General features: G+C 65.7%; 20 protein-coding genes and 2 pseudogenes. 10 read left to right on the top strand and 12 right to left on the bottom strand.

The features are described from left to right. Window positions 1-75 precede the first annotated feature (75 nt). The 3 genes from bamE to ACP7BZ_RS17325 are packed head-to-tail and all read right to left on the bottom strand — an operon-like array spanning window position 76 to window position 1861. On the bottom strand, window positions 76-423 hold the full coding sequence (bamE, locus tag ACP7BZ_RS17335) for an outer membrane protein assembly factor BamE domain-containing protein (protein WP_426115410.1): 348 nt from the start codon (window positions 421-423) through the stop codon (window positions 76-78). Continuing rightward, a complete protein-coding gene (locus tag ACP7BZ_RS17330) occupies window positions 420-1268 on the bottom strand; it encodes a hypothetical protein (protein WP_426115408.1) in 849 nt (282 codons plus the stop codon). The genes bamE and ACP7BZ_RS17330 overlap by 4 nt, the downstream gene beginning before the upstream one ends. A gap of 53 nt (window positions 1269-1321) precedes the next feature. After that, window positions 1322-1861, bottom strand: coding sequence for a DUF882 domain-containing protein (locus ACP7BZ_RS17325; RefSeq protein WP_426115406.1), 540 nt, complete (start codon window positions 1859-1861; stop codon window positions 1322-1324). 199 nt (window positions 1862-2060) lie between these two features. Here ACP7BZ_RS17325 and ACP7BZ_RS17320 point away from each other — a divergent pair, with 199 nt between their 5' ends. Further along, window positions 2061-3047, top strand: coding sequence for an LLM class flavin-dependent oxidoreductase (locus ACP7BZ_RS17320; protein WP_426115404.1), 987 nt, complete (start codon window positions 2061-2063; stop codon window positions 3045-3047). A gap of 1 nt (window position 3048) precedes the next feature. Here the strand turns inward: ACP7BZ_RS17320 and ACP7BZ_RS17315 are convergent, their stop codons facing one another. The 3 genes and pseudogenes from ACP7BZ_RS17315 to ACP7BZ_RS17305 all read right to left on the bottom strand — a co-directional run. Then, window positions 3049-4758 carry a M1 family metallopeptidase gene (locus tag ACP7BZ_RS17315; RefSeq protein WP_426115402.1) on the bottom strand — a complete coding sequence of 570 codons (1710 nt, stop codon included), beginning with the start codon at window positions 4756-4758 and terminating at the stop codon, window positions 3049-3051. Window positions 4759-4851: 93 nt separating this feature from the next. Further along, a pseudogene (locus ACP7BZ_RS17310) lies at window positions 4852-4941 on the bottom strand (PsiF family protein); the annotation flags it as partial. A gap of 27 nt (window positions 4942-4968) precedes the next feature. Next, a pseudogene (locus tag ACP7BZ_RS17305) lies at window positions 4969-5286 on the bottom strand (PsiF family protein); the annotation flags it as partial. A 163-nt stretch (window positions 5287-5449) separates the two neighbouring features. On the opposite strand from ACP7BZ_RS17305, the gene ACP7BZ_RS17300 reads away from it, so the two are divergent. Continuing rightward, the gene (locus tag ACP7BZ_RS17300) at window positions 5450-5809 is read left to right on the top strand and encodes a DUF1428 domain-containing protein (protein WP_426115400.1); all 360 of its coding nucleotides are present in this window, start codon (window positions 5450-5452) and stop codon (window positions 5807-5809) included. A gap of 22 nt (window positions 5810-5831) precedes the next feature. Here the strand turns inward: ACP7BZ_RS17300 and ACP7BZ_RS17295 are convergent, their stop codons facing one another. Continuing rightward, a complete protein-coding gene (locus ACP7BZ_RS17295; RefSeq protein WP_426115398.1) occupies window positions 5832-8396 on the bottom strand; it encodes a putative bifunctional diguanylate cyclase/phosphodiesterase in 2565 nt (854 codons plus the stop codon). 257 nt (window positions 8397-8653) lie between these two features. Between ACP7BZ_RS17295 and ACP7BZ_RS17290 the strand changes: the two genes are divergently transcribed. Genes ACP7BZ_RS17290 through ACP7BZ_RS17280 form a run of 3 tightly spaced genes read left to right on the top strand, consistent with a single transcriptional unit; the run spans window position 8654 to window position 11498 of the window. Continuing rightward, window positions 8654-9697: a MerR family transcriptional regulator gene (locus ACP7BZ_RS17290; RefSeq protein ID WP_426115396.1), complete on the top strand. Its 1044-nt coding sequence runs from the start codon at window positions 8654-8656 to the stop codon at window positions 9695-9697. After that, on the top strand, window positions 9697-9930 hold the full coding sequence (locus ACP7BZ_RS17285; RefSeq protein ID WP_426115394.1) for a TIGR02450 family Trp-rich protein: 234 nt from the start codon (window positions 9697-9699) through the stop codon (window positions 9928-9930). The genes ACP7BZ_RS17290 and ACP7BZ_RS17285 overlap by 1 nt, the downstream gene beginning before the upstream one ends. Then, entirely contained in the window at window positions 9927-11498 is a 1572-nt protein-coding gene (locus ACP7BZ_RS17280; RefSeq protein ID WP_426115392.1) for a cryptochrome/photolyase family protein, read from the top strand. The genes ACP7BZ_RS17285 and ACP7BZ_RS17280 overlap by 4 nt, the downstream gene beginning before the upstream one ends. Here the strand turns inward: ACP7BZ_RS17280 and ACP7BZ_RS17275 are convergent. From ACP7BZ_RS17275 to ACP7BZ_RS17265, 3 genes are all read right to left on the bottom strand, one after another. Continuing rightward, a complete protein-coding gene (locus ACP7BZ_RS17275) occupies window positions 11493-11669 on the bottom strand; it encodes a DUF2256 domain-containing protein (protein ID WP_426115390.1) in 177 nt (58 codons plus the stop codon). The two genes, ACP7BZ_RS17280 and ACP7BZ_RS17275, sit on opposite strands and share 6 nt — an antisense overlap. Beyond that, complete coding sequence (locus tag ACP7BZ_RS17270; RefSeq protein WP_426115388.1) at window positions 11666-12538, bottom strand: CAP domain-containing protein; 873 nt, start codon at window positions 12536-12538, stop codon at window positions 11666-11668. The genes ACP7BZ_RS17275 and ACP7BZ_RS17270 overlap by 4 nt, the downstream gene beginning before the upstream one ends. 588 nt (window positions 12539-13126) lie before the next feature. Next, window positions 13127-13591, bottom strand: a complete 465-nt coding sequence (locus tag ACP7BZ_RS17265; protein WP_426115386.1) for a fasciclin domain-containing protein — start codon at window positions 13589-13591, stop codon at window positions 13127-13129. A gap of 207 nt (window positions 13592-13798) precedes the next feature. Between ACP7BZ_RS17265 and ACP7BZ_RS17260 the strand changes: the two genes are divergently transcribed. Next, a complete protein-coding gene (locus ACP7BZ_RS17260) occupies window positions 13799-14755 on the top strand; it encodes a MerR family transcriptional regulator (RefSeq protein ID WP_426115383.1) in 957 nt (318 codons plus the stop codon). 78 nt (window positions 14756-14833) lie between these two features. Further along, complete coding sequence (locus ACP7BZ_RS17255) at window positions 14834-15982, top strand: branched-chain amino acid ABC transporter substrate-binding protein (RefSeq protein ID WP_426115381.1); 1149 nt, start codon at window positions 14834-14836, stop codon at window positions 15980-15982. Window positions 15983-15997: 15 nt separating this feature from the next. Here ACP7BZ_RS17255 and ACP7BZ_RS17250 read toward each other — a convergent pair whose 3' ends face one another. Further along, on the bottom strand, window positions 15998-16393 hold the full coding sequence (locus ACP7BZ_RS17250) for a DUF2177 family protein (protein WP_426115379.1): 396 nt from the start codon (window positions 16391-16393) through the stop codon (window positions 15998-16000). Between the two features lie 323 nt (window positions 16394-16716). On the opposite strand from ACP7BZ_RS17250, the gene ACP7BZ_RS17245 reads away from it, so the two are divergent. The 3 genes from ACP7BZ_RS17245 (at window position 16717) to ACP7BZ_RS17235 (ending at window position 23311) form a co-directional block, all read left to right on the top strand. Beyond that, window positions 16717-19368 carry a TonB-dependent receptor gene (locus tag ACP7BZ_RS17245; protein WP_426115377.1) on the top strand — a complete coding sequence of 884 codons (2652 nt, stop codon included), beginning with the start codon at window positions 16717-16719 and terminating at the stop codon, window positions 19366-19368. A 93-nt stretch (window positions 19369-19461) separates the two neighbouring features. Continuing rightward, on the top strand, window positions 19462-22026 hold the full coding sequence (locus ACP7BZ_RS17240) for a family 20 glycosylhydrolase (RefSeq protein ID WP_426115375.1): 2565 nt from the start codon (window positions 19462-19464) through the stop codon (window positions 22024-22026). Continuing rightward, on the top strand, window positions 22019-23311 hold the full coding sequence (locus ACP7BZ_RS17235; protein ID WP_426115373.1) for an MFS transporter: 1293 nt from the start codon (window positions 22019-22021) through the stop codon (window positions 23309-23311). Before ACP7BZ_RS17240 ends, ACP7BZ_RS17235 begins: the two co-directional genes overlap by 8 nt. On the opposite strand, the gene ACP7BZ_RS17230 is transcribed toward ACP7BZ_RS17235, so the two are convergent. Continuing rightward, window positions 23308-23928, bottom strand: coding sequence for a flavin reductase family protein (locus tag ACP7BZ_RS17230; RefSeq protein ID WP_426115371.1), 621 nt, complete (start codon window positions 23926-23928; stop codon window positions 23308-23310). The two genes, ACP7BZ_RS17235 and ACP7BZ_RS17230, sit on opposite strands and share 4 nt — an antisense overlap. Window positions 23929-23987 lie beyond the last annotated feature (59 nt).

Raw genomic sequence — 23987 nt, 5'->3', positions numbered from 1 at the left:
CAGCGCGGGCGTCAGTTGGTGTACAAGCGTGCTAGTTTAGCCCCGATTGGCGTGCAAGAATGCGGCACGCGGCGCTTAATTTTTTGCTGAGATCTGGTAGACAACAGCGGCCCGCCTGGTCTTGATCACCCGCCCCTGTGCATCGAGCACCACCACGTATTCGCCGTAAGCGCCCGCTTGTGCTGCAGCCGGCGGCAGCAGGTAGCGCCACACTTCGACGCCGCTGGTGAAGCGGATCGAGGTGGTGGGGCCGAGCCGGGCCAGCAGGTCGGCGCGGCTGCTGCCCGGCTGCACCTGCGCAGCCTGTTCGTCGGTCACCACGGTGCCGGGTGGCGCCGCCGGGGTGGTGGCGCAGGCGACCAGCAAGCCGCTCACCAGCAGTGCGGCGAGCGCCAGCCGGGTCATGTGCAGCAGGGCGTTCATGGGGCGCTCCCATCGATAAAGTCGAATTCGACCAGGGTGTCGTCGGGCCAGCGCGCATCCCAGATGGGCGCATAGTAACTGCGCTCGAGCAGCACCTGGCAATCGCAAAAGGGCAGCGTTTCGGCGCTCTGGTCACCGGCGGCGTACAGCAACTTAAAAGGCAGCGCCATGCTGCGCGCACCGTCGCGCATGGTGACACCATAGATGGGCTGCTCGGCGAAAAACAGGTAATTGCCGTCAGGGCTGGAACACACCTGGTCGGTGTCAGTGAGCAGGTTCGACAGCCAGCCGAACACCGGCGCGCTGTTGGAGATCAGGCCGGCATCCATCCCCACCTTGCATTCGAGGCGCAGGTCGCCCAGCCGCCGTACATGGTCGGGCAAGCCGGGCGTGCGCACCGAGACGCGCCAGGTCATGCTGTTGGTCTTGCGGTTGGCCAGCACGGCGGCGTCTTCGCGCAGGGCGGCGTCGACCCGCGGCAGCACAAAACTATTGTCCTCGGCCACCGGCACCGGCACCGTGACGGTGTCGCCGGCAATGCGCAGGCTGATGCCGCTCATCTTTGCCGTCGACAGGCGCGGCAGCAGGCGAAAGCGCAGAGTCGCTTGCGGTGCCAGCGCGTGTTCGCGCTCGAAGCGGTCCATGCCCTTGATCATGCGGCGGTAAGACTTGTCGACCGGATCGCGGGTGCTTGACACGCTGACGCTTTGGATGGGGCCGCTCGCTGTTGTTGGTGGGGGTGGTGGTGGTGGTGCAGGCTGCGACTGCGGCTGCACGCTCTGAGCGCTGGCGGCGCCGGCAGCCGCTGCGAGCAGCACGGCAAGGCAATAAGATAATGTTGACATGCCCCGATGGTACGCCGATCGGCCGTCGATCGCCGCACCCCTGAATTACCGGCTTACCAGTGGCGCACCCGGCCCGTGTCCAGATGGACAAACTGCGAGTCGGCGTAATAGCCGACGCCACCGCCGCCAGCGTGCAGGGCGGCCTTGCGCAGCTTGCTCAGCGGCGAACCGGGCATGCGCACATCGATGGCGCGGCCGTCAAGGTGCAGGCTGTGGCGGGCGACGCCATCGGTGGTGTCGGCCAGCAGCTGATTGGTTTCCGGCGAACGGTAGCCCGAAATAATGTGCAGCACGCTGCCGGCCTTGACGTCGGTGCTGATCTGGTCGAGCAGCAGCAACAGCGTGGGATCGATGGGGGCCACCTTGTTGTTGCGATGGTCGCGCAGCAATTTGTTGATGTCGCTGATGGCGTCCGGCACGAAGCGGCCATCGGCCCAGTAGGTGCTGCGGATCGATTCGCCCGTGTGGGTGTTGTACATACGCAGGGTGCGCTCGCGCACGGCTGGCGCGGTGGCGGCCAGGCCCAGCGCAGGGGCGCCCAGTACCGTGGCGAACACGGCGGAACGTTTGAAAAAATCGCGACGGTGTGTCATGGAAAACCTCCTCGCAGCTGTTACCAGCCACTCAGTGTAGCGGCGTTTGCCTTTTCACGCAGAAGTTGCATGAGTGCAAACGGCACCATGCGGCTGTAGGGTCGCCGGCCATCGCCCGCGTTCGCGACAGCGGCCGCGGCCGGCACGATTTTTTCTGCGGGCATAAAATGGGCGATCTTCTATCCCACCGTGAGTTCCCATGATTCCCTTGTCCGTGCTTGATCTGGCACCCATCGCCGAAGGCAACGACGCGGCGCAGGCTTTACATAACAGCCGCGACCTCGCGCGCCATGCCGAGCGCCTCAACTTCCAGCGTTTCTGGCTGGCCGAACACCATGGCATGCCAGGCATCGCCAGTGCTGCTACTGCGGTGATGATCGGCTATGTGGCCGCCGGCACCAGCCGCATCCGCGTCGGCGCCGGCGGTATCATGTTGCCCAATCACGCGCCGCTGGTGATTGCCGAGCAGTTCGGCACCCTGGCCTCGCTGTATCCGGGCCGCATCGATCTGGGCCTGGGCCGCGCGCCCGGCTCCGATCAGTTGACGGCGCGCGCGCTGCGACGCAACCTGGCGGCCGATGCCGACGAGTTCCCGCAAGACGTGCTCGAGCTGCAGGATTATCTGTCGGCGGCGCCGCAGCAGCGCGTGCGCGCGGTGCCCGGCACGGGGCTGCAAGTACCGCTGTGGATACTGGGGTCGTCGACCTACGGCGCGCAGCTCGCTGCCCACCTGGGGCTGCCATATGCCTTTGCCTCGCACTTTGCACCCCAGCAAATGATGCAGGCAATCGACATCTACCGCAGCAACTTCAAGCCATCGGCCCAGCTCGACAAGCCGTATGTGATGCTGGGATTTAATGTGTTCGCCGCCGACACCGACGCTGGCGCGCACCTGCTGGCAAGCTCGATGCAACAAGCCTTTGTCAACCTGCGCACGGGCCGGCCCGGCAAATTGCAGCCGCCCGAGGCCGGCTATCTGGAGCGGCTGCCGGACGATGCGCGGACGATGCTCGAGTCGGTGCTGTCCTGCTCGGCCATCGGTTCGCCCATCACCGTCAAGCGCGCCATGGATGCGTTTATCGCCCGCACCGGTGCCGACGAATTGATGGTGACATCGCAAATCTTCGATCACCAGGCGCGCCTGCATTCCTACGCCATTACCGCGCAGGTGCACGGCATGCTGTAGGTCAGCCGGGTTTCTTGCGGCGCCCTTTTTCATAGGCTTGAAACGCTTCGATGTGTTCGAGGCGGCGCAGCAGCTTGGAGTGGGGGTCGATGGTGTAGGTGCTGCCGGCCGGCAATGTAAAGGTGCCGCTGCCATCGGCCATCGTCAGCGTCTCGATGCGCTCGCCGACGCGCACCTCGACCGGCATCGGGAACGGCGTGTTTTTTTCGGTCTTCCAGTGCAGGGTGATGGTCGTGCCGCGAGTGCCATCTTTGCTGGTGAGCAGTTCCGGCAAGTCCTTCTGGTACATATAGACATCAAAAAACCAGTTCAGGTCGCGCCCGCTGGCCTGGTTGACCAGCTTGATGAACTCGGTGGTACTGCCGTAGCGCGGCCGCAGCGCGCCAGGCACTGGGGTGGCGGTGCCATACACTTCTTCGCGTACGGCCTGGAAGAAGGCGCGGTCGCCCACCAGCGCGCGCAGGGAGTGCATGACGAGCGCGCCCTTGACATAGATATCCTGGCCAGGGCCGCCGCGCTTCTGGTCATACACTTCTTCTTCCGTGCGCGGCGTGCCCGACACCAGCGGCGCCTTGTTGTCGATGCCAGCGCGCATGCGCATCAGGGCGGCGTAATATTCCTGGTCGCCGCGCAGGTATTGCATGTACAGGGGCTGCATGTAGCTGCCCAGGCCTTCATGGATCCACATGTCGTCCCAGTTGGCATTGGTCACCTGGTTGCCGAAATATTCGTGGGCGAATTCGTGCTGCAGCAAGTCGTCGTAGCCGTACATGGTCTTGGCGTACTCGTTGCCGTAGGCATTGATGGTCTGGTGTTCCATGCCCTTGTGGGGTGTTTCGACCACCCCCATTTTTTCGTCGCCGAACGGGTAGGGGCCGATCGTCGATTCAAAGAAATCGAGCACCAGCGGGAATTCCTTGAGCAGCTCGCGCGCCTTCGCTTCGCTGCTGGGCAGATACCAGAAGCGCAGCGGGATGGTGTTGCCGTAGCGACTGCGGTAGTCTTCCGACAGCAGTTGATACGGCCCGACGTTGATGGAAATGCCGTAGGTGCTGGGGTTTTTGGCACGCCAGTGATAGGTGCGCCAGCCGTTCGCTTCGTCCATCCCCATGGCGACACCGGCGCCGGCCGCCACCAGCGGTGCGGGCACGCTGATGTGCTGGTCGACCTGCAAGGCCTTGCCCTGCGGATGGTCGATGCAGGGCCAAAACAGATCGCACCCCTCGCCCTGGACGGCGCTGGCCACCCACGGCTGGCCATCCGCCGTTTTCGACCACACAAAACCGCCATCCCACGGCGCCTTCTTTGCCACATGGGGGGCGCCGTGATACTGCACGCGGACGCTGACGCGGCCGCCGGCTGCCAGCGCGGTCGGCAGGGTAATCGTCAGGCGGCCATCGGGATTGCTCCAGGCGCTGGCCGGCAGCGCCTGGCCATCGATGGCGATGGCGTCGATCGGCAACTGGCTGTCGAGGTCGAGTACCACGCGCGCCAGGCTGGCAGTGGCAAGGAAGGTCAGGGTGGCGTCGCCGCGGATGGTTTTGCTGGCCGGCTCGATGCGCAGGCCGAGGTCGGCGCGCTCGAACACCACCGCCAGTTGTTCCGGGGCGCGTTCGGCGCCGGAGGCTTCGGTGCGGGCGGTCAGCGGGATCTGGGTGGTGGCGCAGGCGGTGAGGGCGAGGCAGGCGGCGAGGATCAGCGGTGATTTCATCGGTGGTGAGTGAGGAAAGAGGAGGGCAGGTGGTACTGTTCAGTTAGGCATGCATGGGACAGGCACCCTGCGGTGCCGGTCCCCCCGTTGGGTTTAGTTCGCCGACAGGCAGGTCTTCATGAACGCCTTGCGCTCGTCGCCTTTTTTGCCGCTGGCGTCGGCGTTACAGGACTTCATTTTTTGCTGCGGCGTCGCGGCAACCGCCATCGGCTTGTCGGACAGGCAGGCTTTCATGAAGCTCTTGCGGTCGTCGCCCTTTTTACCGGTGGCGTCGGCGTTGCAGGTTTTCATCTTGTCCTGCTGCGCGGTGACCGGCTTGTCCAGCGAGACTTTTTCAGATTTGGCGGACAGGCAGGTTTTCATGAAGGCCTTGCGTTCGTCGCCTTTTTTGCCGGCTGCATCGGCGTTGCAGGTGGTCATCTTGTTTTGCTGGGCCGTCTTGGTAGACGCTTCGGCAGGTGCGGCAGGTGCGGCCAGCGCGCTGGCAGACAGTGCAACAGCGATACAGGCAATAAGCATTCGTTTCATATGGGTTCCCCGATTTTGATGGGCAAAATGCCGAAAGGCATGATGCAACCAAAGTCGTAAAATCTCAAGGAGAATACGTTGACCCGCCACGGGTCGCACCGCTTGTATTTTTTGCCACGCCTGTTACCCTGAACTTTTCATCATTGCAGATCAGGAGGCAGTCATGTCTTACGTCGATGGTTTCGTCGTCCCCGTTCCCCGCGCCAAGCTCGATGCCTATCGCGCGCTGTCACTGCAGGCTGGCGCCATCTGGCGCGAACTGGGCGCGCTGCGCTTTCGCGAATGCGTCGCCGACGATGTCAAGTCGGGCCAGTGGACCTCATTTCCGCAGAGCGTCAAGCTGGAAGAGGACGAGGTGGTGGTGTTCTCGTGGATTGAATACGATTCGCGCGCCGAGCGCGACCGCATTAACCAGTTGGTGATGGCAGACCCGCGCCTCGAAGTGCTGTTGCGCCCGGAGAGCATGCCCTTCGATGGCAAGCGCATGATTTACGGCGGCTTCGAGTCGATGGTCGACCTGTAGGCCGCCAACTCCCCTGGGGCGGTCAGGCCACCTGCAGCGCCGGCGCCACCGCCGGCGCTGCCGCGTGGATGCCCCCGCCGGCCTGCACCAGCAGCAGCTGCGCGATCTGGTCCGGGTGCAGGGGGCGGTCGAACAGATAGCCCTGGGCGACGTCGCAGTGCATCGCCATCAGGTCGGCACACTGCGCCGCCGTCTCGACTGCCTCGGCCACCACCTTTAAATTGAGGCCGTGGGCCATTTGCACGATCGAGCGGGCCAGCGCATACGAGCGCTCGCGCCCGGCCTGGTCGCGCCCCGCCGCCTCGCCCAGGCGGGTGACAAACGACCGGTCCATTTTGAGGATGTCGGCGGGCAGCTCGGCCAGATAGCCCAGGCTCGAATAGCCGGTGCCGAAGTCGTCGATCGAAATTTTGACCCCTGCCTGGCGCAGCATGGCCAGGCCCGGCAGCAGCGCGGCGAAATCATCGATCAGGATGCCTTCGGTGATTTCCAGATCCAGGCAGCGCGCATCGATGCCGGTGTCGGCGATGATCTGCAGGATCCGTTCGACCAGCTGCGGGTGGCGCAGCTGGCGTGCCGACACATTGACCGCCATCGTCAGCGGCGCCAGGCCGGCATCGACCCAGGCGCGGTGTTGCAGGCAGGCGGTGCGCATCACCCATTCGCCGATCGGCACGATCAGGCCAGTCTCCTCGGCCAGCGAAATAAACCGCGACGGCTCGATCCGCCCCAGCAGCGGATGCGACCAGCGCACCAGCGCCTCGACGCCGATCATGCGTTCGCTTTGCAGGTCGATCTGCGGCTGGTATTCGAGGAACAGCTCGCCATTTTGCAGGGCCGAGCGCAGCTGGTTTTTCAAGGTAAACCGTTCGTTCGGCGGCATCACCGTTTCGCTTGGATAAAGCTGGGTCTTGTTTTCGCCCCAGGTCTTGGCAGTCTTCATGGCGCTGTCGGCGCGCTTGATCAGTATATCGATGTCGCTGGCGCCGGGGAAGGCGGCAATGCCGATCGACAGGCTGACAAACACTTCGCGTTCATCGATCTGCAGTGCGCTGCCAAACTGCGCCAGGATTTTGTCGGCCACCCGCAGGGCATCGTCTTCGCGCACCAGGTTTTCCAGCACCACCGCCAGCTCGTCGCCGGCCCAGCGCACGATGGTGTCGGCGTCGTGCAGGCAGGCGCGCACGCGGCGCGCCGTTTGCACCAGCACGGCGTCGCCGGCGGCAAAACCGAGCGCCTCATTGACCTCGCGGAATTTGTTGACGTTCAGCAGCATCAGGGCGCCACCGCGGCCGGCGCGTGGCATGTGCGCCAGCGCCGCCGCCAGCCGTTCGCGCAGCACGGCGCGCTTCGGTAAACCGGTCAGCTCGTCGCGCTGGGCGCTGGCAGCGCGCGGGCGCACGATCGCCATACTCGAAGGCAGGTGGCGCACATCGAGCGGCGGCGACGATGGTACCGCCGCCGCCTGGCCATGAAACACCACGCGGTTGCGGCCGCGCGCCTTGGCCACGTACAGCGCCTCGTCGGCGCGGGCGATGGTCTGGGCAATGCTCTCGCCCAGGTGAAACTGCGCCACGCCGATCGACACCGTCATCGTCAGCAGCGGGTCGACCTGCTCGAAGCGCAGCGCTTCGACGGCAGCGCGGATCCGTTCGATCAGCGCGTTGGCGGCGTCGATCGAGGTCTCTGGCAGCATCAGCAGGAACTCTTCACCGCCGTAGCGGCCGAAGCTGTCGGTGTCGCGCACCTGGGTCTGGACGGCGCTGGCGAAGGCGCGCAACACATCGTCGCCGGCCGAGTGGCCGTAGGTGTCGTTGATGCGCTTGAAAAAATCGATATCGAGCAGGCACAGGCAAAAGGGCCGGGCCGCCCGCGCGCTGCGGGCGCGCTCGGTTTCGATCAGCGCCAGCAGGTGACGGCGGTTGTGGGCGCCGGTCAGCTCGTCGCGGATGGCCAGCTCGCTGATGAAATTGAGGGCCCGTTCGAGCTTGATGAAGCCCTGCGTGCGGGTCATTTCAAACAGCAGCACGAAGCTGACCACGATGACGATCAGGCCGGCGTGCGAGATCAGGTACAACGCGCGCATGTCGGCCAGCGCCACCAGCGGCAGCACCACACCCATGCGCGGCAGCACGAACAGCAGCGCCAGGGCGGCGCAGCTGGCGCCGCTCCAGAACACCGCGCTGCGCATGCCGGCGATTAGCATGGCGACGATGGGCGGCACGATCAGCCAGGGCGCGGTCGGCGCCACGACGCCGCCCAGGTGCGCGCTGAGCCACGTAAAAATGCCATAGCAGGCGCAGATGAACACTTCGCACGACAGGCGCATGCTGCCGCTCCAGCGCATCACGAAGGGGGCCGCCAGCATCGGCACGATGGCCAGCAGGATCATGTGGGCGCCGCTGGTAAATCCCAGCGATGCATAGAGGGCGGCAAACAGCGGCCCGGTCAGCGCCGCCATGACAACCGCATTGATGATGTTTTGCGCGCGGCTTTGCAGCGCCGGCGTCTGCTGCAGCCGCGCCGGAATGAACCAGTGGATGCCCGCCATGTAGCGGCGCATCAGGCGCGATCCCATTGTTGTCATGTCAATTCCATCAAGTCAGGCCGCGCGCCGCGCGCCACCCGTTATCTATTACTTAATAGTAACATGACAATGGATTGAGGAAACTTGCTGGTAGTACATTTTTCATACATTTGTATCGTTGCAGTAACAACACGCCTGTGCTAGCGGTTCACGGCGCCCAATTTGACCCGCTGGGCAGGGCGCTGCGTCACGCTTTTCTGGCCTGCCAGGTAATTACGCAGCGCTATAATGATCAACCCGATGTGAAACGGTTCATCATGACTCTCAAGTATGGCACAGGCGAGATGCCCGCCCACTCTGCCGCCGCTGCTGGTGACGCCCTTGCGCCTGCCCCTGCTGCCACCAGCGCCAGCTCCAGCGATTACCGCACCGGCACCGCCGCCCGCCTGGCTGGCTTGCCGGTCGAAACCCTGCGCGTGTGGGAGCGCCGTTATGGCATTTCCGATACCGCCCGTTCGGCGCGCGGGCAGCGGCTGTACTCCGACCAGCAGGTGCGCCGGCTGGCGCTGATCAAGCAACTGGTCGACAAGGGACACGCGGTGGGGGTGCTGGCCAAGCTGTCCGAGGAGCAGTTGCATGCCTTGCTGCCGGCGCCGGCCGGCGGCGCGGCCGAGCACGCGGGGGCGCCGCCGTTGCCGGTCAGGGTTGCGCTGGTAGGCGACGCCCTGGTGCGCCGGCTGGCCGCCGGCGGGCGCGAGCTGTTCGCCCTCGACATCGTCGCCGCCTGCGCCGGCCTGGAGCAGGCTGGCAGCCTGGCGGCGGCCGGTGCCGAAGTGCTGCTCATCGAGCTGGCCGAATTGAGCAACGCTGCACTGGCGCCGATCGCCGCGCTGCGCGCGCAGCTGGGCGCTGCCGCCGTGGTGCTGTACCGGTTTGCCGCCAGCGGCACCCTGGCGCGGCTGCGCGCCGATGGCTGCATCGTCGCCCAGGCGCCGGCCGATCTGGCGCAGCTGGTGCTGTTGTGCGAATCGGCGCGGCCGGCGGCCGGCGGGCAGCTCGCTGACGTCGCCGCCGCTGCCGTGCCGGCATCGGCGCCCCGATTCGACGACACCAGCCTGGCGGCGCTGAGCGCCATCACCAGCGCGGTGGCGTGCGAATGCCCGCGCCACCTGGCCGAGCTGCTGCTGATGCTGGCCAGCTTCGAGCGCTACAGCGGCGAATGCGCCAACCGCAGCCCGGCCGACGCCGCGCTGCACCGCGACCTGCAGCAAAGCGCCGGCCACGCCCGCCTGCTGCTCGAAGATGCGCTCGAGCGGCTGGCGCGCGCCGAGGGTCTGGCCTTGCCGGTGCGGGGCGCCTGATGAACGGCGCCCCTGCGCTGCGGCTCAATCCCGCCAAGCTGTTGCGCAGCAAGTGGACTGCCTGCGTCCCCGTCAACAAGGAAAAGCATTTTATGGTGGTGGCGCTGATCGAGCCGCAGCCGGGCGCGCCGATCGTTTGCGTCACCATGGAAGCGCTGCACTCGGGCCGCCAGTTCGCGCTGGCCTGGCAGGCGCTGCGCGAGAGCGCCGTCTGGCGTCAGGGCTGGGTGTGACGACGCTTGACCACGCGGCGGCGCAGCAGCCGGCTGGCACGCTGCGCCTTGTGCTGGGCGACCAGCTCAATGCCTGTCACTCATGGTTCAACACTGCCGATGCGGACGTGCTGCTGGTGTTCATGGAGGTGCGCCAGGAAACCGACTACGTGCTGCACCACGCGCAAAAGCTGATCGCCATCTTTGCCGCCATGCGCGCACTGGCCGCCAGCCTGCGCCAGGCCGGACACCGGGTGGCATACTTCACCATCGACGCCGCCGACAACTGCCATTCGCTCACCGCCAACCTCGACCTGCTGCGCGCGCGCTGCGGCGCCCGCGTGATCGAATACCAGGAGCCCGACGAATGGCGCGTCGACGCCCAGCTGGCCGCCTGGTGCGCCAGCCTGCCGGCCCCGGTGGTCGGACGGATGGTCAGCAGCGAGCATTTTTATACGGGCCGCCTGGATGCCGCCCGCCTGTTCGAAGGCCGTGCCAAATGGCTGATGGAGCATTTTTACCGGCACATGCGCAGCACCCACCAGGTGCTGCTCGACGACGCCGGCAAGCCGCAGGGCGGCCAGTGGAATTTTGATGCCGACAACCGCCAGAAGTGGCCAGGCCTGCCGGCGGCGCCGCGCGATATCCGCCCGCTGCACGACCATACGGCGCTGTGGGCGAGCATTCAAGGGGCGGGCGTTGCCAGTTTTGGCGAGCCGCAGGCCGACCACTTCAGGTGGCCGCGCGAGCGCGCCGAAGCGCTGACCCAGCTGGCCGCCTTCATCGACGAGGCGCTGCCCCATTTCGGCCAGTTCCAGGACGCCATGAGCAGCCGCGCGTGGCGGCTGTTTCACTCGCTGCTGTCGTTTGCGCTGAACGTCAAGATGCTCTCGCCGCACGAAGTGGTCACGCGGGTGGAAGCGGCCTGGCGTGCCGGCAGCGTGCCGCTGGCTGCCGCCGAAGGGTTTATCCGGCAGATTCTCGGCTGGCGCGAATACGTGCGCGGCGTGTACTGGGCCAAGATGCCCCATTATGCCGAGCACAATGTGTTCGAGCACCGGCGCGAACTGCCGCGCTGGTTCTGGGATGGCAATACCCGCATGCGCTGCATGGCGCACGCCATCGGCCAGTCGCTCGAGCACGCGCATGCCCATCATATTCACCGGCTGATGGTGATCGGCAATTTTGCGCTGCTGGCGGGGCTGGCGCCGAACGCCGTCCACCAGTGGTATCTGGGGGTGTACATCGACGCCTTCGAATGGGTCGAGCTGCCCAACACGCTGGGCATGAGCCAGTACGCCGACAACGGCATGCTGGCGACCAAACCGTATGTATCGGGGGCGGCGTATATCGACCGCATGAGCGACTATTGCAAGGGCTGCCACTACGACAAGAAGGACCGCAACGGCGAGCGCGCCTGTCCCTTCAATGCCCTGTACTGGGATTTTTTTGCCCGCAATGAAGCGCGCCTGGGCAGCAACCCCCGCATCGGCATGGTCTATCCGCAGCTGCGCAAGATGGCGCCGGAAGCGCGGGTGGCACTGGCGGCCAAGGCCGACAGCCTGCGCGCCCAGCTCGACGATTTATAGAGCGCGCTTGCTGATGATAGCAGCAGCAGCAGCAGCCGGCTGGCGGCGGCAGCGCTCGGAACAGAATTTGACGTTGTCCCAGTCGCGCTCCCATTTTTTGCGCCAGGCGAACGGCAAGCCGCAGCTGGCGCACAGTTTGCTGGGCAAGTCCGCTTTTTTACGCATCTTCATCGCTTGCCGTCCTCTTTCGGGGTGGCGAACACCTGGGTCCAGTACAGGGTGCCGTTTTCGCTGGCGCGGTTGACCGCGTAGGCCGCCCCCATCTGGGTGTACTGCGGGTTCATCAAGTTGGCGCAGTGACCAGGGCTATCGATCCAGCCCGCCACCGCCGCCTGCGGCGTGCCCAGGCCCGAGGCGATGTTTTCACCGACCCGCGACCAGCGGTAGCCGAGCCGGCCGATGCGTTCAGCGGCGTCGCTGCCATCGCGCTCGTGGTGGTCAAAATACACCTGCTCGGCCATGTCGCGGCTGTGGCCGAGCGCCGCCTGGCCCAGCACCTCGTTCCAGGTCAGGGGCGGCGCTGCCTTGAAGGCGCGCGCGCCGCACTGGCGCGGCCGCGCGCGCGCCGCATTGACGGCGGCGAGGATGGTGTGGCCGGCGTCGGGCCAGTCGGCCAGCAGCGGCGTCTGGTAGGGCGCGGCCAGCAGCACCACCCAGTCGTCACCATCTTGCAGCACGCCGATATCGGCGAAGCGGCTGCTGGTGAGCAGGGCGCAGTAGGGCCGCTCGATGGCAGCGAGCGCCGCGCCGGCGTCGAGCGGTCCCCTGACCGACACCGCACCCGCGTACTCGGCGCGGTAGCCGGCGCGCTGCATGGCGTTTTCGAGTAGCAGGCCGCGCTCGAGGCGCACCTCGAAGAGCCGCTGCTGCAGCTGCAGCGGCGCCGCCGGCGCGCCGCGCTGGCCACCGCAGGCGGGCGGATTGGCGCGCAGATCGTTGATCAGGTAAGCCAGGTCGGCGGCGTCGCCGGCGTGGGCCAGCTGGGCAGCGATCAGCAGGGTTGCGGCAATCAGGGCCGTAGAAAACAGGGAATCAGGCACGGGAGAATTCGGTGGGGTGAGCAGGCGGGAACTGGTGATCAGATTGTAGCGCGCGTGAGCCGCCCGGCGCGGCGCCGCATGTAACAAGATGAAAAAAAGCCGTCGCAAGGACGGCATCGCTCAGCAGATCACGCCAGCAGCAGGCGACAGGCCCGGCCTGTCGTGGCCCGGCCTGTCGTGGCCCGGCCATTCGCGGCCCGGCCATTCGTGGCCCGGCCATTCGTGGCCCGGCCTGTCCCACGTCACCGGTTACTGCGGCAGGCGCGGCTTGAGGCGATCCGCATCGGCCACCGGAAACGGCGCACCCGGCATCGTCGACTGCCCGCGCGTCTGGTTCTGCGCCTGGCATTGGTGGGTGCACAGCGTCGCTGGCGGCGCCACTTCGGTGGCGTCTTCGCCTTTCGTATATACCCTGAGGCGGGCAAAAGGTTCAATTCGGTGAAGCGCGCGATCGTCGCATGAGCAAAAAAATTTGCCGCCAAATAAATCAACGCAAAAAAAGAACGCAAAAAAAGGGCGCAAAACAACAGGCGAAAAAAAGCCACCCTGCAGGACAGGGTGGCCTTGTCACCAGCGTGACAGCTGATATTACATTTTTGGCATCAGCACGGTGTCGATGACGTGGATCACGCCATTGTCGGCAGCGATGTCGGTCTTGCTGACAGTGGCTTTGTCAATCATCACTTTGCCGCCGCTGGCCTTGACGGTCAGCGAATCGCCTTCAACGGTCTTGACCTTGCCTGGCTTGACGTCGGCGGCCATTACTTTACCGGATACCACGTGATAGGTCAGCACCTTGGTCAGCGCGGCTTTGTCTTTCAACAGAGCGTCGAGCTTGGCTTTTGGGATCTTGGCAAAGGCGGCGTCGGTTGGTGCGAACACGGTGAACGGACCGGGGCCCTTGAGGGTGTCGACCAGGCCGGCCGCTTCGATGGCAGCGGTCAGGGTGTTGAAGGTGCCGGCACCCTTGGCGGTGTCGACGATGTCGGCGGCACGGGCGCTGGTGGCGCCGAGGGCGAGGGTCATGGCTGCTGCGACGAATAATTTTTTCATGGGTAGGGCTCCTGGTGGTGTTGTGCCGAAGCGCTAACAACGCGACGGATGTGCCGGTCAAGCGACCCGGGTTGTTTTAATCATACTCTTGCTTCAACGAACCTGGGTTGAACCGGTGTGCAATCAAGTTATAGTGTAAATTGGCGTTTGTCCAAGAGTGTACGTCGATATGCTCGACTTAAAGCGGTTCAATAACGGGTCATTGCAATGCTAAATAATCACGATCAATCGAATACCGGCGCCGCCGCCAGCCATTGCGGCTACCGCAGCGGGGTGGCGGCGCGGTTGGCCGGTCTCAGCGCCGCCACCTTGCGCGTATGGGAGCGGCGGTACCAGCTCACCGACAGTTCGCGCTCGGCCAACGGCCAGCGCCTGTACACCCAGCAGCAGGTCAGGCGGCTGGGCCTGTTGAAGCAGCTGGTCGACCAGGGCCACCCGATCGGCACGCTGGCGGCGCTGGCGCCGGAGCGCCTGCAGGCGATGGCGGCCGGTGGCGCGGTGGCGACGTCGGTGGGCAGTACGGCCACGCCGGTCACCGAAGTGGCCGCCATCGGCGCCGGCCTGGTGCGGCGCCTGGAAGCGGCGATCGAGCAGGGCTTGCCGCTGATCCTGCACCGCGCCGACAGCGGGCCGGCGGTCGGCGCGGCAGCGCGCGTGCTGCTGGTCGAAATGGCCGAACCGGATGGCGCCGAAGTGACCCGGCTGATGGCGGCGCGCGAAAAAAGCGGCGCCAGCGCGGTGGTGGTGCTGTACCGCTTTTGTTCAAGCGCCACCGTGCGCACGCTGCGCGGCGCCGGCTTCATGGTGGCGCGTTTTCCCGCCGAGATGGGCGAATTACCCCTGCTGTGCCGCGCCGCCTTGCACCGGCACCAGGCGCCGGCGCCGGCGAATCGGGCACCGGCGCGCTTCGATGCGCTGACCCTGGCCGCCATCAGCGCCGACGGCAGCGCCGGCACCGACCCGCGCCGCGACAGTGCGCGCGCGCTGGCTGACATGCTGCTGCAGGTGGGCAGCTTTGAACGCTACAGCGCCACCTGCGCCGACGCCGATCTGTCCGCCGCCCGCCTCGACGCCGTGCTGCACCGCGAGCTCGAAGACGTCGCCGGCCGCGCCCGCGCGCTGCTCGAACAGGCCATGGGCCGTCTGCTGCGGGCGGGCGAGTAGGGCGGACAAGGCAAGCAGCGCGGCCGATTGGCAGCGCTGGCCTTACAATCAGGCTCTCCTGCTACCGAAAGTGCCGCCATGTCCGTGCCATTCTGCGCTCCCCTGTCGTTGTCCGTGCTGGCGTTGTCCATCCTGGCCAGCGCCGCCCAGGCGCAGAGCGTGGTGCGCATCGGCAGCGCGGCGCCGGTGTCGGGCCCCGGCGCCCACCAGGGCAAGGACACCGAGAACGGCGCCCGCCTGGCCATCGAAGACCTCAATGCACGGGGCGTTCTCATCGACGGTAAAAAAGTGCGCTGGGAGCTGCTGGCCGAGGACGACGCCAGTGACCCCAAGCAGGGCACGGCGGTGGCGCAAAAGCTGGTCGATGCCGGTGTCGTCGCCGTCGTCGGTCACCTCAACTCGGGTACCACGGTGCCGGCCTCAAAAATTTATTACAGCGCCGGCATCGGCCAGATCTCGCCGGCTGCCACCACGCCCCTGTACACCCACCAGGGTTTTAATACAGCGTTCCGGGTGGTCGCCAACGACGATCTGGTGGGCCGCACGCTGGCACGCTACGCCGTTACCACCCTGCACGCCAAAAAAATCGCCGTCATCGATGACCGCACCGCCTTCGGCCAGGGCCTGGCCGACCAGTTCGTCAAAGCGATCAGGGCGGCCGGCGGCGCCACCATCAGCAGCCGCCAGTTCACCACCGACAAGGCGACCGATTTCAATGCCATCCTCACGCAAATCCGCGCCACTAAACCCGATGTGATTTTTTATGGCGGCATGGATGCGGTGGCTGGCCCCATGCTCAAGCAGATGAAGTCCCTCGGCATCGCTGCCAAATTTGTCTCCGGCGACGGCGTCTGCTCGGAAAAGCTGCCGCTGCTGGCGGGCGACGCCCTGGTCGACGACCTGGTCACCTGCGTGGTGGCCGGTGGCGTCAGCGGCGCCCAGGAGACCGCGTACACCGCCTTCACCGAGCGCTATCGCCAGCGCTTTGACTTGCCAGTGCAGACCTATGCACCGTATGCCTACGACGCCGTGATGGCCTTTGCGGCCGCCATGCAGGCGGCCAAATCGGCCGAGCCGGCGCGCTACCTGCCGGCGTTGCGGGCGCTTCGCTACCAGGGCGTGACCGGCGCCATCGCCTTTGACGCCAACGGCGACCTCGATCACGCCGCGCTCACCCTGTACACCTACCGCCTCGGCAAAAAGACCAAGCTGCAGGTAGTGCGTTAGTTCGCCGGAACTGGCTTAGCGGTTGGCCACCGCAAAACCGATGCTGGCGGCTGCGCTCGAGAGCACGGTGCCCCAGGCGATGTCGATCAGCGTCAGCGGCAGCGGCCAGCCGCGCAGGGTGGCCAGGTTACTCAAGTCATAGGTCGCATAGGCCACCAGTCCGAGCAGCGCGCCCAGCGCTGCCGCATAGCGCCAGTCGCCCTCGCGCAGGGCCGGCATGATGGCAAACACCACCAGTCCCACCGTATAAATCAGGTAGAACAGTGCCGCCGGCGCCAGCTTTGGCTGCGCCAGCATCATCTCGCCCAGGTACGATTTATAGGTCGATCCCATCAGCACGCCCAGCCACAGGGCATCGATGGCGAGAAATGCAATCAGGGTACTGGCGTAGGCGATCAGCAGGCGGGACATGGCAGCTTTCGAGGGTCGAAGAAAGAGCTTACATGATGATGGCGGCGCCACCCGGTGTCGGTTGAACCACGCACACAGCGACCGCATGCGCACGTACTCGGCCAAGCATTTGTACGGTTTATACGGATGTCAAAAATACGACAGCACTGCGCTTCTTAGCAAGATTTGACAAACATCGGCGCCGCGCTGGCACCACAATCGGCCATCGACCAGAGAGACGCACAAGCGTCCGCCGAATCAAGACTGGAATGCACAACACATCGAACCGGATCCGGCGCGCGCTTGACGCCAGCGCCGACCACCACACAGTTTTGGGGGAAGTAATGAACGAGATGAAGGCACGGCAGCAACACAGGCGCACCGCGATTGCCACCGCAGTGATGATGATGGCCGCATTGACGGCGCAGGCGCAGGCCCAGGCCCAGGCCGGGGGCAGCGACGGCGCCGTCGCCACCGTGGTGGTCACCGGTGTGCGCGCCGCTCTCGAACAGTCGCTGCGCCAAAAGCGCAGTGCCGACGCCGTGGTCGACGTCGTCACCGCCGAAGACATCGGCAAAATGCCCGACAAGAACGTCGCCGATGCCATTTCGCGCCTGCCGGGCGTGAACACGCAGTCGTCCGCCGGTGGCGAAGGCGGCTTCGGTGAGAACGACCGCGTCAGCCTGCGCGGCACCAGTCCCAGCCTGCAGCAAACCCTGTTCAACGGCCATGCCATCAGCACCGGTGACTGGTTCATTCTCAATCAGGTCGGTGGCAACGTCGGCCGCTCGAGCAGCTTTTCGCTGCTGCCATCGGAACTGGTCAGTTCTGTCGTGGTGCAAAAAAGCCCCACCGCCGATCTGGTCGAAGGGGGTGTTTCCGGCGCCATCAACGTCATCACCCGCCGTCCTCTCGACCTGCGCCAGGCGCTGACGGTGGAAGGCGCGGTACAAGCCAATTACAACGACCTGTCGAACAAGACCGAGCCGCAATTTTCCGCCCTGGTGGCGTGGAAGAATCCGGCCAATACCTTCGGCGTGCTGCTGCAGGGTTTCTCCGAGAAGCAGGCGGTACGCCGCGATGGCCAGGAAATCCTTGGCTACGCGCCCATCTCGCCGACCAGCGCGGCGGCGCTGGCCAACCCGGCGCTGGCCGGCGTGGCAGTGCCCACCTTTATCGGCGCGAGCCTGTTCGAGCAGACCAAGAAACGCAGCGGCGGCGCCTTCGATATCGACTTGCGGCCGTCGCGCGATCTGGCGCTGGACGTCAACGGCTTTTATTCGCAGCTGAAAGCGCCCCACCAGAACACCAACTGGCTGGCCGCACCGGCCAATTCGATCAACAGCGCCAACCAGCTGCCGTCCAACCCGGTGGTGCGCAATACCACCCTGGTGGCGGCCGGCTTTGCCGTCAACAGCGGTGAGGTCGATAACATCTACCGGCCCGACGCCGGCGGCGAATCGTGGTACCTCGATGTCAACGGCAAGGCGCGCGTGAACAGCGATCTGTCCTTTACCGGCAAGCTGGGCAAAACCCACGGCGTCGGCTACGACCGCAGCGATGTCTACTACCAGAACAACGTCAACGGCGGCATGAACTACGCCCTCAACGGCCTGTCGCCGGCCGCCGTCAGCTACCCCGGTGGTAACACCACCTCGCCCGGCTCGACCGCCTGGGCCGGCGGCGGCGAAGCGCAATCGGTCGACCAGGAAAAGTACGCGCAAATCGATGGCGAATGGCGCCTGCATGACAGCATGATCGAGGCGCTGCGCTTCGGCACCCGCTTCACCGACCACCAGCGCACTGCCGAGCATCCACTTGAAACCCGGCCCGGCGCGCTGGGCTTTTCCAACCCGGGTCCGGCCTGGAATGGCCAGCTCTATCCCTCCGATTTTGCCAACAACCTCGGTGGCAACCTGGCCTCGAATTACTTTAAATATGACGGCGCGGCGCTCGCTGCGTGGGGCGCGGTGCCCGGCAACCGCCTGCTCGATTACACGGTGCGCCACAACTGGACCGATGAATTCCAGGTCAAGGAAAAAACCGCGGCACTCTACCTGATGGCCGATTTTGGCGGTGAACGCTGGCACGGCAACCTGGGCCTGCGCGCCATCGACACGCGCCAGAGCACCATCGTCAACCTCGCTGGCGGACCGGCGCCAATCACCGGCTCGGCCTTCGGCGCCTACACCCCCACCACCTTCGAGCGCAGCTACCGCGACTATCTGCCCAGCGCCAACCTGAAGTGGGATGCGCGGCCGGACCTGGTGCTGCGCACGGCGCTGGCGAAAACCATGGCGCGCCCCGACTACAGCGCGCTGGGCGGCTCGGTCTCGCTTAACGACGACGCCTTGAGCGGCAGCGGCGGCAACGTCAATCTCAATCCGGTGCGCTCGACCAATGTCGATGTGGGCGCCGAATGGTATTACGCGCCAAAATCGCTGCTCTCGGCGGGCCTGTTCTACATGGACTTGCGCTCGATCGTGGCGCAGGGGACCTCCAGCGGCAGCTATTTCAACAACAAGCGCAACACCCAGACGGTCTACCAGATCACCTCGCCATATAACACCAGCGGCAGCAACAAGGGACTTGAACTGAGCTGGCAGCAGCCGATCGCCGGCAGTTTTGGTGCGCTGGTCAACTACACCTACGCCGACGGCAAACTCGATGACGGCGGCGAACTGCTCAACTCATCGAAAGACACCTATAACGTCACCGGCTATTTCGAGAGCGACCGCTTCAGCGCGCGGCTGGCATACAACTACCGCTCGGCCTACAAGGCGGGGGTTGACCGCGGCGCCAGCCAGCACGTCGACAGCATGCCGTCGCTGGCGGCGTCGTTCAACGTCAAGTTGACCGAGCAGCTGAGCCTGACCTTCGATGCGCTCAACCTGACCAATGAAACCATCAAGATGTACGCCGAAAACAAGGACCGTCCGCGCGCCTTTTATTCGAATGGCCGCACCTTTTATGTGGGGCTGCGCGCCAAGCTGTAAGCGACAGATTCGTCGTTCGCCCGTATTCCAGTAGTGCTTGGGGCAAGGCCGTCGCCGGCCTTGCCCATTTTTTTCGGCCCGCCAAGGACCACCATGCCGATTGACGTTGTTCCCCCTTCCTCCCGGTCCGCCGCAGCGCTGGCGCTGCACTGGGCGTGCCTGTCCAACCTCGCACAGCCGAACGCCTTCGCCGCCCGCCTGACTCTCACCAATCGCTCGGGCCGCGCCATCGGCGCCGGCTGGACGCTGTACTTCAACAGCTGCCGCAAGACCATCGCCGGTTCGGTGCAGGGCGGCTTTACGATCGAGCATCTCAATGGCGACCTGTTTCGCCTGCGCTCGGCCGCGACGGCCGACTGGCTGCCCGGGGTCACCCTGACCGTCGACTACCAGGCGCAATTCTGGGCCATCAGCATCACCGATGCGCCGCTGGGGTTTTATCTGGTTTGCGCCGACGGCGCCGTCTGCGACCTGGGCGACCCGCAGATCGCTCCCTTCACCACGCCAGCGCAGCGCCAGCGTGGCGCCCTTGATCAGGCCCCCGCCGCCGACGCCGCCGGCCGCCACCGCGCCAACGCCGACGTGCATCTGCTGGCGCCGGCGCAGCTGGGCCGCATTACGCCCACACCGTGCAGTGCCCATTTCGACGGCGCCCACGCCACCCTGACGCGCCATGCCTCGATCGTCTTTTCGACCGGGCTGGCCAGCGAGGCGGCGCTGCTGCGCGCGATGCTCGATGCCTTGCCGGCCAGTGCAGAGACGGGCGCCATCAGCCGCATCGTGCTCGATACCGGCCCTGTCGACATTCAAGCGACGGCATCAGCCGACGAAGCCTACCGTCTCGACATCAGCGGCGACGCCATTCACATTCGCGGCGCCGGTGCCCACGGTGTCTTTAATGGCATCCAAAGCCTGCTCCAGCTGATCGATGGCGCCAGCGTGGCGCGCGGGACGGTCGTCGATGCGCCGCGCTTTGCCTATCGCGGACTGATGCTCGACGTCGCCCGCCATTTTGCCGACCGCCAGACGGTGCTGCGCCTGCTCGACTGCATGGCGCTCTACAAACTCAATCGTTTTCACTTTCACCTGACCGACGATGAAGGCTGGCGCTTTGAGGTGCCGGCGCTGCCGGAACTGACGGCGATTGGCGCCCGTCGCGGTGTGGCCGCAGATGGCGTAGACGGCGTAGAAGGCGTAGAAGGCTTAGACGGCGCCTGCCTGCCGCCGTCGTTCGGCTCGGGCGCTGCCGTCGACGGTTCGGCCGGCAGCGGCTACTACAGCGATGACGACTTCATCGCCATCGTGCGCCACGCGCAGCAGCGCCACATCGAAGTGATCCCCGAATTTAATCTGCCCGGCCACGCGCGCGCCGCCATCGTCGCCATGCGCGCGCGCCACGAGCGCCTGCGCGCGGCGGGCGACGTCGAAGGCGCCGAGCGCTATCTGCTCGATGACCTCGATGACCGTTCGGTCTACGAATCGGTGCAGCTATGGCACGACAATGTTGTCTGCATTGCGCGGCCCTCGGTCGAGCGTTTTTTTGAGACCGTGGTCAGTCGCCTGGTGGCCCTGTTCGGCGCCGCCGGCGTACCCCTGCGCACCATTCACACGGGCGGCGACGAGGTGCCCGCGGGTGCCTGGCTGGGTTCACCATTGTGCCGTGCACTGATGGCGCAGCGCGGCTGGACCACCCTGGCGCAGCTGCGCAGCGACTTTATCGGCCGCTGCCACGCCATCCTGGCCCGCCACGGCATTGCGTATGCGGGCTGGGAAGAGACGGCGCTCGAACACCGCGACGGCGCACCGACCCCCAACCTGCGTTTCGCGCAGGCGGGACTGCAAGTCTACGCCTGGAACAATGCCTGGGGCTGGGGCCGCGAAGATCTCGCTTACCGCCTCGCCAACGCCGGCTACCAGGTGGTGCTGGCCAATGCCGCCAACCTGTATTTTGATCTGGCCCACGCCAAGGATGGCGCCGAACCGGGCTATTACTGGGCCGGTTTCGTCGACACCCGCGACACCTTTATCTTTTGTCCGCTCGACGCTGGCGCCACCGCCGGTGTCGAGCCGATGGGCGCACCGGTGGCCGCTGCCACCATCAACGCCATGGAGGCGCTCAGCGCGGCTGGCCGCCGCCGCATCGCCGGTTTGCAAGGGCAGCTGTGGGGGGAGAACGCCAACTCGCGCCAGCGCATCGAATACCTGGCGGCGCCGCGCCTGATTGCGCTGGCCGAGCGGGCCTGGGCGCCGGATCCCGGCTGGCAGACGCTGGCAGCGGCCGCGCGCGCGCATGCTGTCGCCGCCGCCTGGAACGAGTTCGCCAACCGCCTTGGCCAGCGCGTGCTGCCGCAACTCGATCGGCTGCTCGGTTTCGGCTACCGGCTGCCGCCACCGGGTGTGCAGACAATCGTCCAGACCGATGGCCGCGTGCTGATCGATGCCAATCTGGCGTTGCCCGGTCTGGCCCTGCATTACACTGTCGATGGCAGCATGCCCACTGCGGCCAGCCACCGCTATACCGTTCCGCTTGTGCCGCCGCCCGGCGCGGTCGTTTTCCGGATTAGCTGTTTTGACAGCGGCGGCCGGGCCAGCCGCGTCGTGTCCATCGACCTTGCCACCGACCTCACCACCGACCTGAAAGCTGCCGCCGATGAATAAGCCGGAACCGATTTCCCTGGGCGCTGGCGCTGGCGCTGGCGCCCGCCACCCGCTGGCCTGGGTGCCCACCCTGTACCTGGCGCAGGGCCTGCCGTTTTATGCGGTGGCGCTGGTGGCCGGCTTGATGTTCAAGAGCATGGGGGTGGCCAACGATGCCATCGCCCACTGGACCGGTTTGTTGGGACTGGCGTGGGCCTTCAAAGCCTTGTGGAGTCCCTTCCTGGAACTGGCGCGCAGCAAAAAAATGGTGGTGGTGCTGTTTCAGCTGAGCGGCGGCTGCGCGCTGGCCGGGGTGGCGCTGGCCTTGCAGCTGCCAGCCTGGTTCGCCGCCAGCATCGCCCTGCTTGGCGTCGTCGCGCTGGCATCGAGCACCCACGATATCGCCGCCGATGGCTTATATATCGCCAGCCTGTCGGCGCGAGAGCAGGCTGCGTATGCCGGCTGGCAGGGGGCGTTTTTTAATGGCGCCAAATTTCTGTCGCTGGGCGGCCTGGTGATCCTCGCCGGGGTCCTTGAACCGGCCATCGGTGTGGCGAACGCCTGGTCGGTCATATTTGGCCTGCTGGGCGCCCTGCTGGCGGCGCTGGCCGCGTATCACCAGTGGGCGCTGCCAATGGTACGCAACACTGCCGTCAGCGCCGGCGCCGCGCGCGCTGTCGCCGCCACCCTGGTCGACGTGATCCGGGCGTTTTTCGCCAAGCGCGGCATCTGGATGGCGATCCTGTTCATCATTTTGTTTCGCGCCGGTGAGGGGCAGATCCAGACCATCGGTCCGCTGTTCTTGCGCGACGCCAGAGCGCTCGGCGGACTGGGACTGTCAACTGCTGCCGTCGGCGCCATCTATGGCACCTCCGGCACGCTGGCGTTCTTGGCCGGCAGTATCGGCGGCGGCTATTTTACGGCGCGAATCGGCTTGCGGCGCGCGATGCCGTGGCTGATTCTGGCGATGAATCTGCCCAACCTGGTGTTCTGGTACCTCAGCGCGGCGCAGCCAGCATCACTGGCTGTCATCGCCGCCGCGCTGGGCACCGAGATGTTCGGCTACGGCTTTGGTTTTGTCGGCGTGATCCTGTTCATCATGCAGGTGGTCGCCAGCGGCCCTTACCAGACCGCTCACTACGCGCTGGGCACCGGCTTCATGCAGCTCGGTTTCGTGCTGTTTAAATTCATCAGCGGCGACATCCAGCAGGCGCTCGGTTACAGCCACTTTTTTGTGTGGGTGCTGGTCGCTGCCGTGCCGGTGCTGCTGCTGTCGCGTTTTATGCGCTTTGAACCCCAGGCTTAGCGTGGGCGGTGCAGGCGAAACAGCTGCTCCGGGCCGACCGTAAAGTAATCGGCCGGGCCGCCGCCGCGCAGCACGTGGCCGGCAGCGGCAGTATCGTAGATGCCGTCCTTGAGCAGTGCCGTGGCGATGTGCACGCCCACCACTTCGCCCAGCACCAGCCAGGTCGGCACGGTTTCGCCATCGGCCCGTTGCAGCTGGACGATCTGGGTCAGGCGGCATTCGAAGGCCACCGGGCTTTGGGCGACCAGCGGGGCGCCGACGATGCGTCCGGCCTGCGCGGTCAGGCCGGCCAGCGCGAATTCATCGACCTCGGGCGGCACTGCCGCGCAGCTCTGGTTCATCGCCTCGGCCAGCGGCATGGTGACCAGGTTCCAGGTGAACTGGCCGGTCTCTTCGATATTGCGCACCGAATCCTTGTAGCCGATGCTGGCAAAACCGACGATGGGCGGGATGTAATTGAAGGCGTTGAAAAAGCTGTAGGGCGCCAGGTTGTGTACGCCGGCCTTGCTGGTGCTGCCGATCCAGCCGATCGGGCGCGGGCCGACGATGGCATTGAAGGGATCGTGCGGCAAGCCGTGGCCGGCGTGCGGTTCGTAAAAATGGCTGGGACCAGGCATGGCGGACTCCTTGGGAAAACCGTCACGATAACCGATTCGTGGTGTGCCTGTCCGGTCGT

Source organism: Massilia sp. PWRC2 (genome assembly GCF_049896725.1).
Taxonomy (GTDB): domain Bacteria; phylum Pseudomonadota; class Gammaproteobacteria; order Burkholderiales; family Burkholderiaceae_D; genus JAFCUW01.
This window is presented reverse-complemented; position numbering and strand designations above follow the sequence as displayed.

What these genes read in the sequence shown, in the direction of transcription:
- bamE (WP_426115410.1), bottom strand. Translation starts at nt 423, where the DNA reads ATGAACGCCCTGCTGCACATGACCCGGCTGGCGCTCGCCGCACTGCTG.
- ACP7BZ_RS17330 (WP_426115408.1), bottom strand. Translation starts at nt 1,268, where the DNA reads ATGTCAACATTATCTTATTGCCTTGCCGTGCTGCTCGCAGCGGCTGCC.
- ACP7BZ_RS17325 (WP_426115406.1), bottom strand. Translation starts at nt 1,861, where the DNA reads ATGACACACCGTCGCGATTTTTTCAAACGTTCCGCCGTGTTCGCCACG.
- ACP7BZ_RS17320 (WP_426115404.1), top strand. Translation starts at nt 2,061, where the DNA reads ATGATTCCCTTGTCCGTGCTTGATCTGGCACCCATCGCCGAAGGCAAC.
- ACP7BZ_RS17315 (WP_426115402.1), bottom strand. Translation starts at nt 4,758, where the DNA reads ATGAAATCACCGCTGATCCTCGCCGCCTGCCTCGCCCTCACCGCCTGC.
- ACP7BZ_RS17300 (WP_426115400.1), top strand. Translation starts at nt 5,450, where the DNA reads ATGTCTTACGTCGATGGTTTCGTCGTCCCCGTTCCCCGCGCCAAGCTC.
- ACP7BZ_RS17295 (WP_426115398.1), bottom strand. Translation starts at nt 8,396, where the DNA reads ATGACAACAATGGGATCGCGCCTGATGCGCCGCTACATGGCGGGCATC.
- ACP7BZ_RS17290 (WP_426115396.1), top strand. Translation starts at nt 8,654, where the DNA reads ATGACTCTCAAGTATGGCACAGGCGAGATGCCCGCCCACTCTGCCGCC.
- ACP7BZ_RS17285 (WP_426115394.1), top strand. Translation starts at nt 9,697, where the DNA reads ATGAACGGCGCCCCTGCGCTGCGGCTCAATCCCGCCAAGCTGTTGCGC.
- ACP7BZ_RS17275 (WP_426115390.1), bottom strand. Translation starts at nt 11,669, where the DNA reads ATGAAGATGCGTAAAAAAGCGGACTTGCCCAGCAAACTGTGCGCCAGC.
- ACP7BZ_RS17265 (WP_426115386.1), bottom strand. Translation starts at nt 13,591, where the DNA reads ATGAAAAAATTATTCGTCGCAGCAGCCATGACCCTCGCCCTCGGCGCC.
- ACP7BZ_RS17260 (WP_426115383.1), top strand. Translation starts at nt 13,799, where the DNA reads ATGCTAAATAATCACGATCAATCGAATACCGGCGCCGCCGCCAGCCAT.
- ACP7BZ_RS17255 (WP_426115381.1), top strand. Translation starts at nt 14,834, where the DNA reads ATGTCCGTGCCATTCTGCGCTCCCCTGTCGTTGTCCGTGCTGGCGTTG.
- ACP7BZ_RS17250 (WP_426115379.1), bottom strand. Translation starts at nt 16,393, where the DNA reads ATGTCCCGCCTGCTGATCGCCTACGCCAGTACCCTGATTGCATTTCTC.
- ACP7BZ_RS17245 (WP_426115377.1), top strand. Translation starts at nt 16,717, where the DNA reads ATGAACGAGATGAAGGCACGGCAGCAACACAGGCGCACCGCGATTGCC.
- ACP7BZ_RS17240 (WP_426115375.1), top strand. Translation starts at nt 19,462, where the DNA reads ATGCCGATTGACGTTGTTCCCCCTTCCTCCCGGTCCGCCGCAGCGCTG.
- ACP7BZ_RS17235 (WP_426115373.1), top strand. Translation starts at nt 22,019, where the DNA reads ATGAATAAGCCGGAACCGATTTCCCTGGGCGCTGGCGCTGGCGCTGGC.
- ACP7BZ_RS17230 (WP_426115371.1), bottom strand. Translation starts at nt 23,928, where the DNA reads ATGCCTGGTCCCAGCCATTTTTACGAACCGCACGCCGGCCACGGCTTG.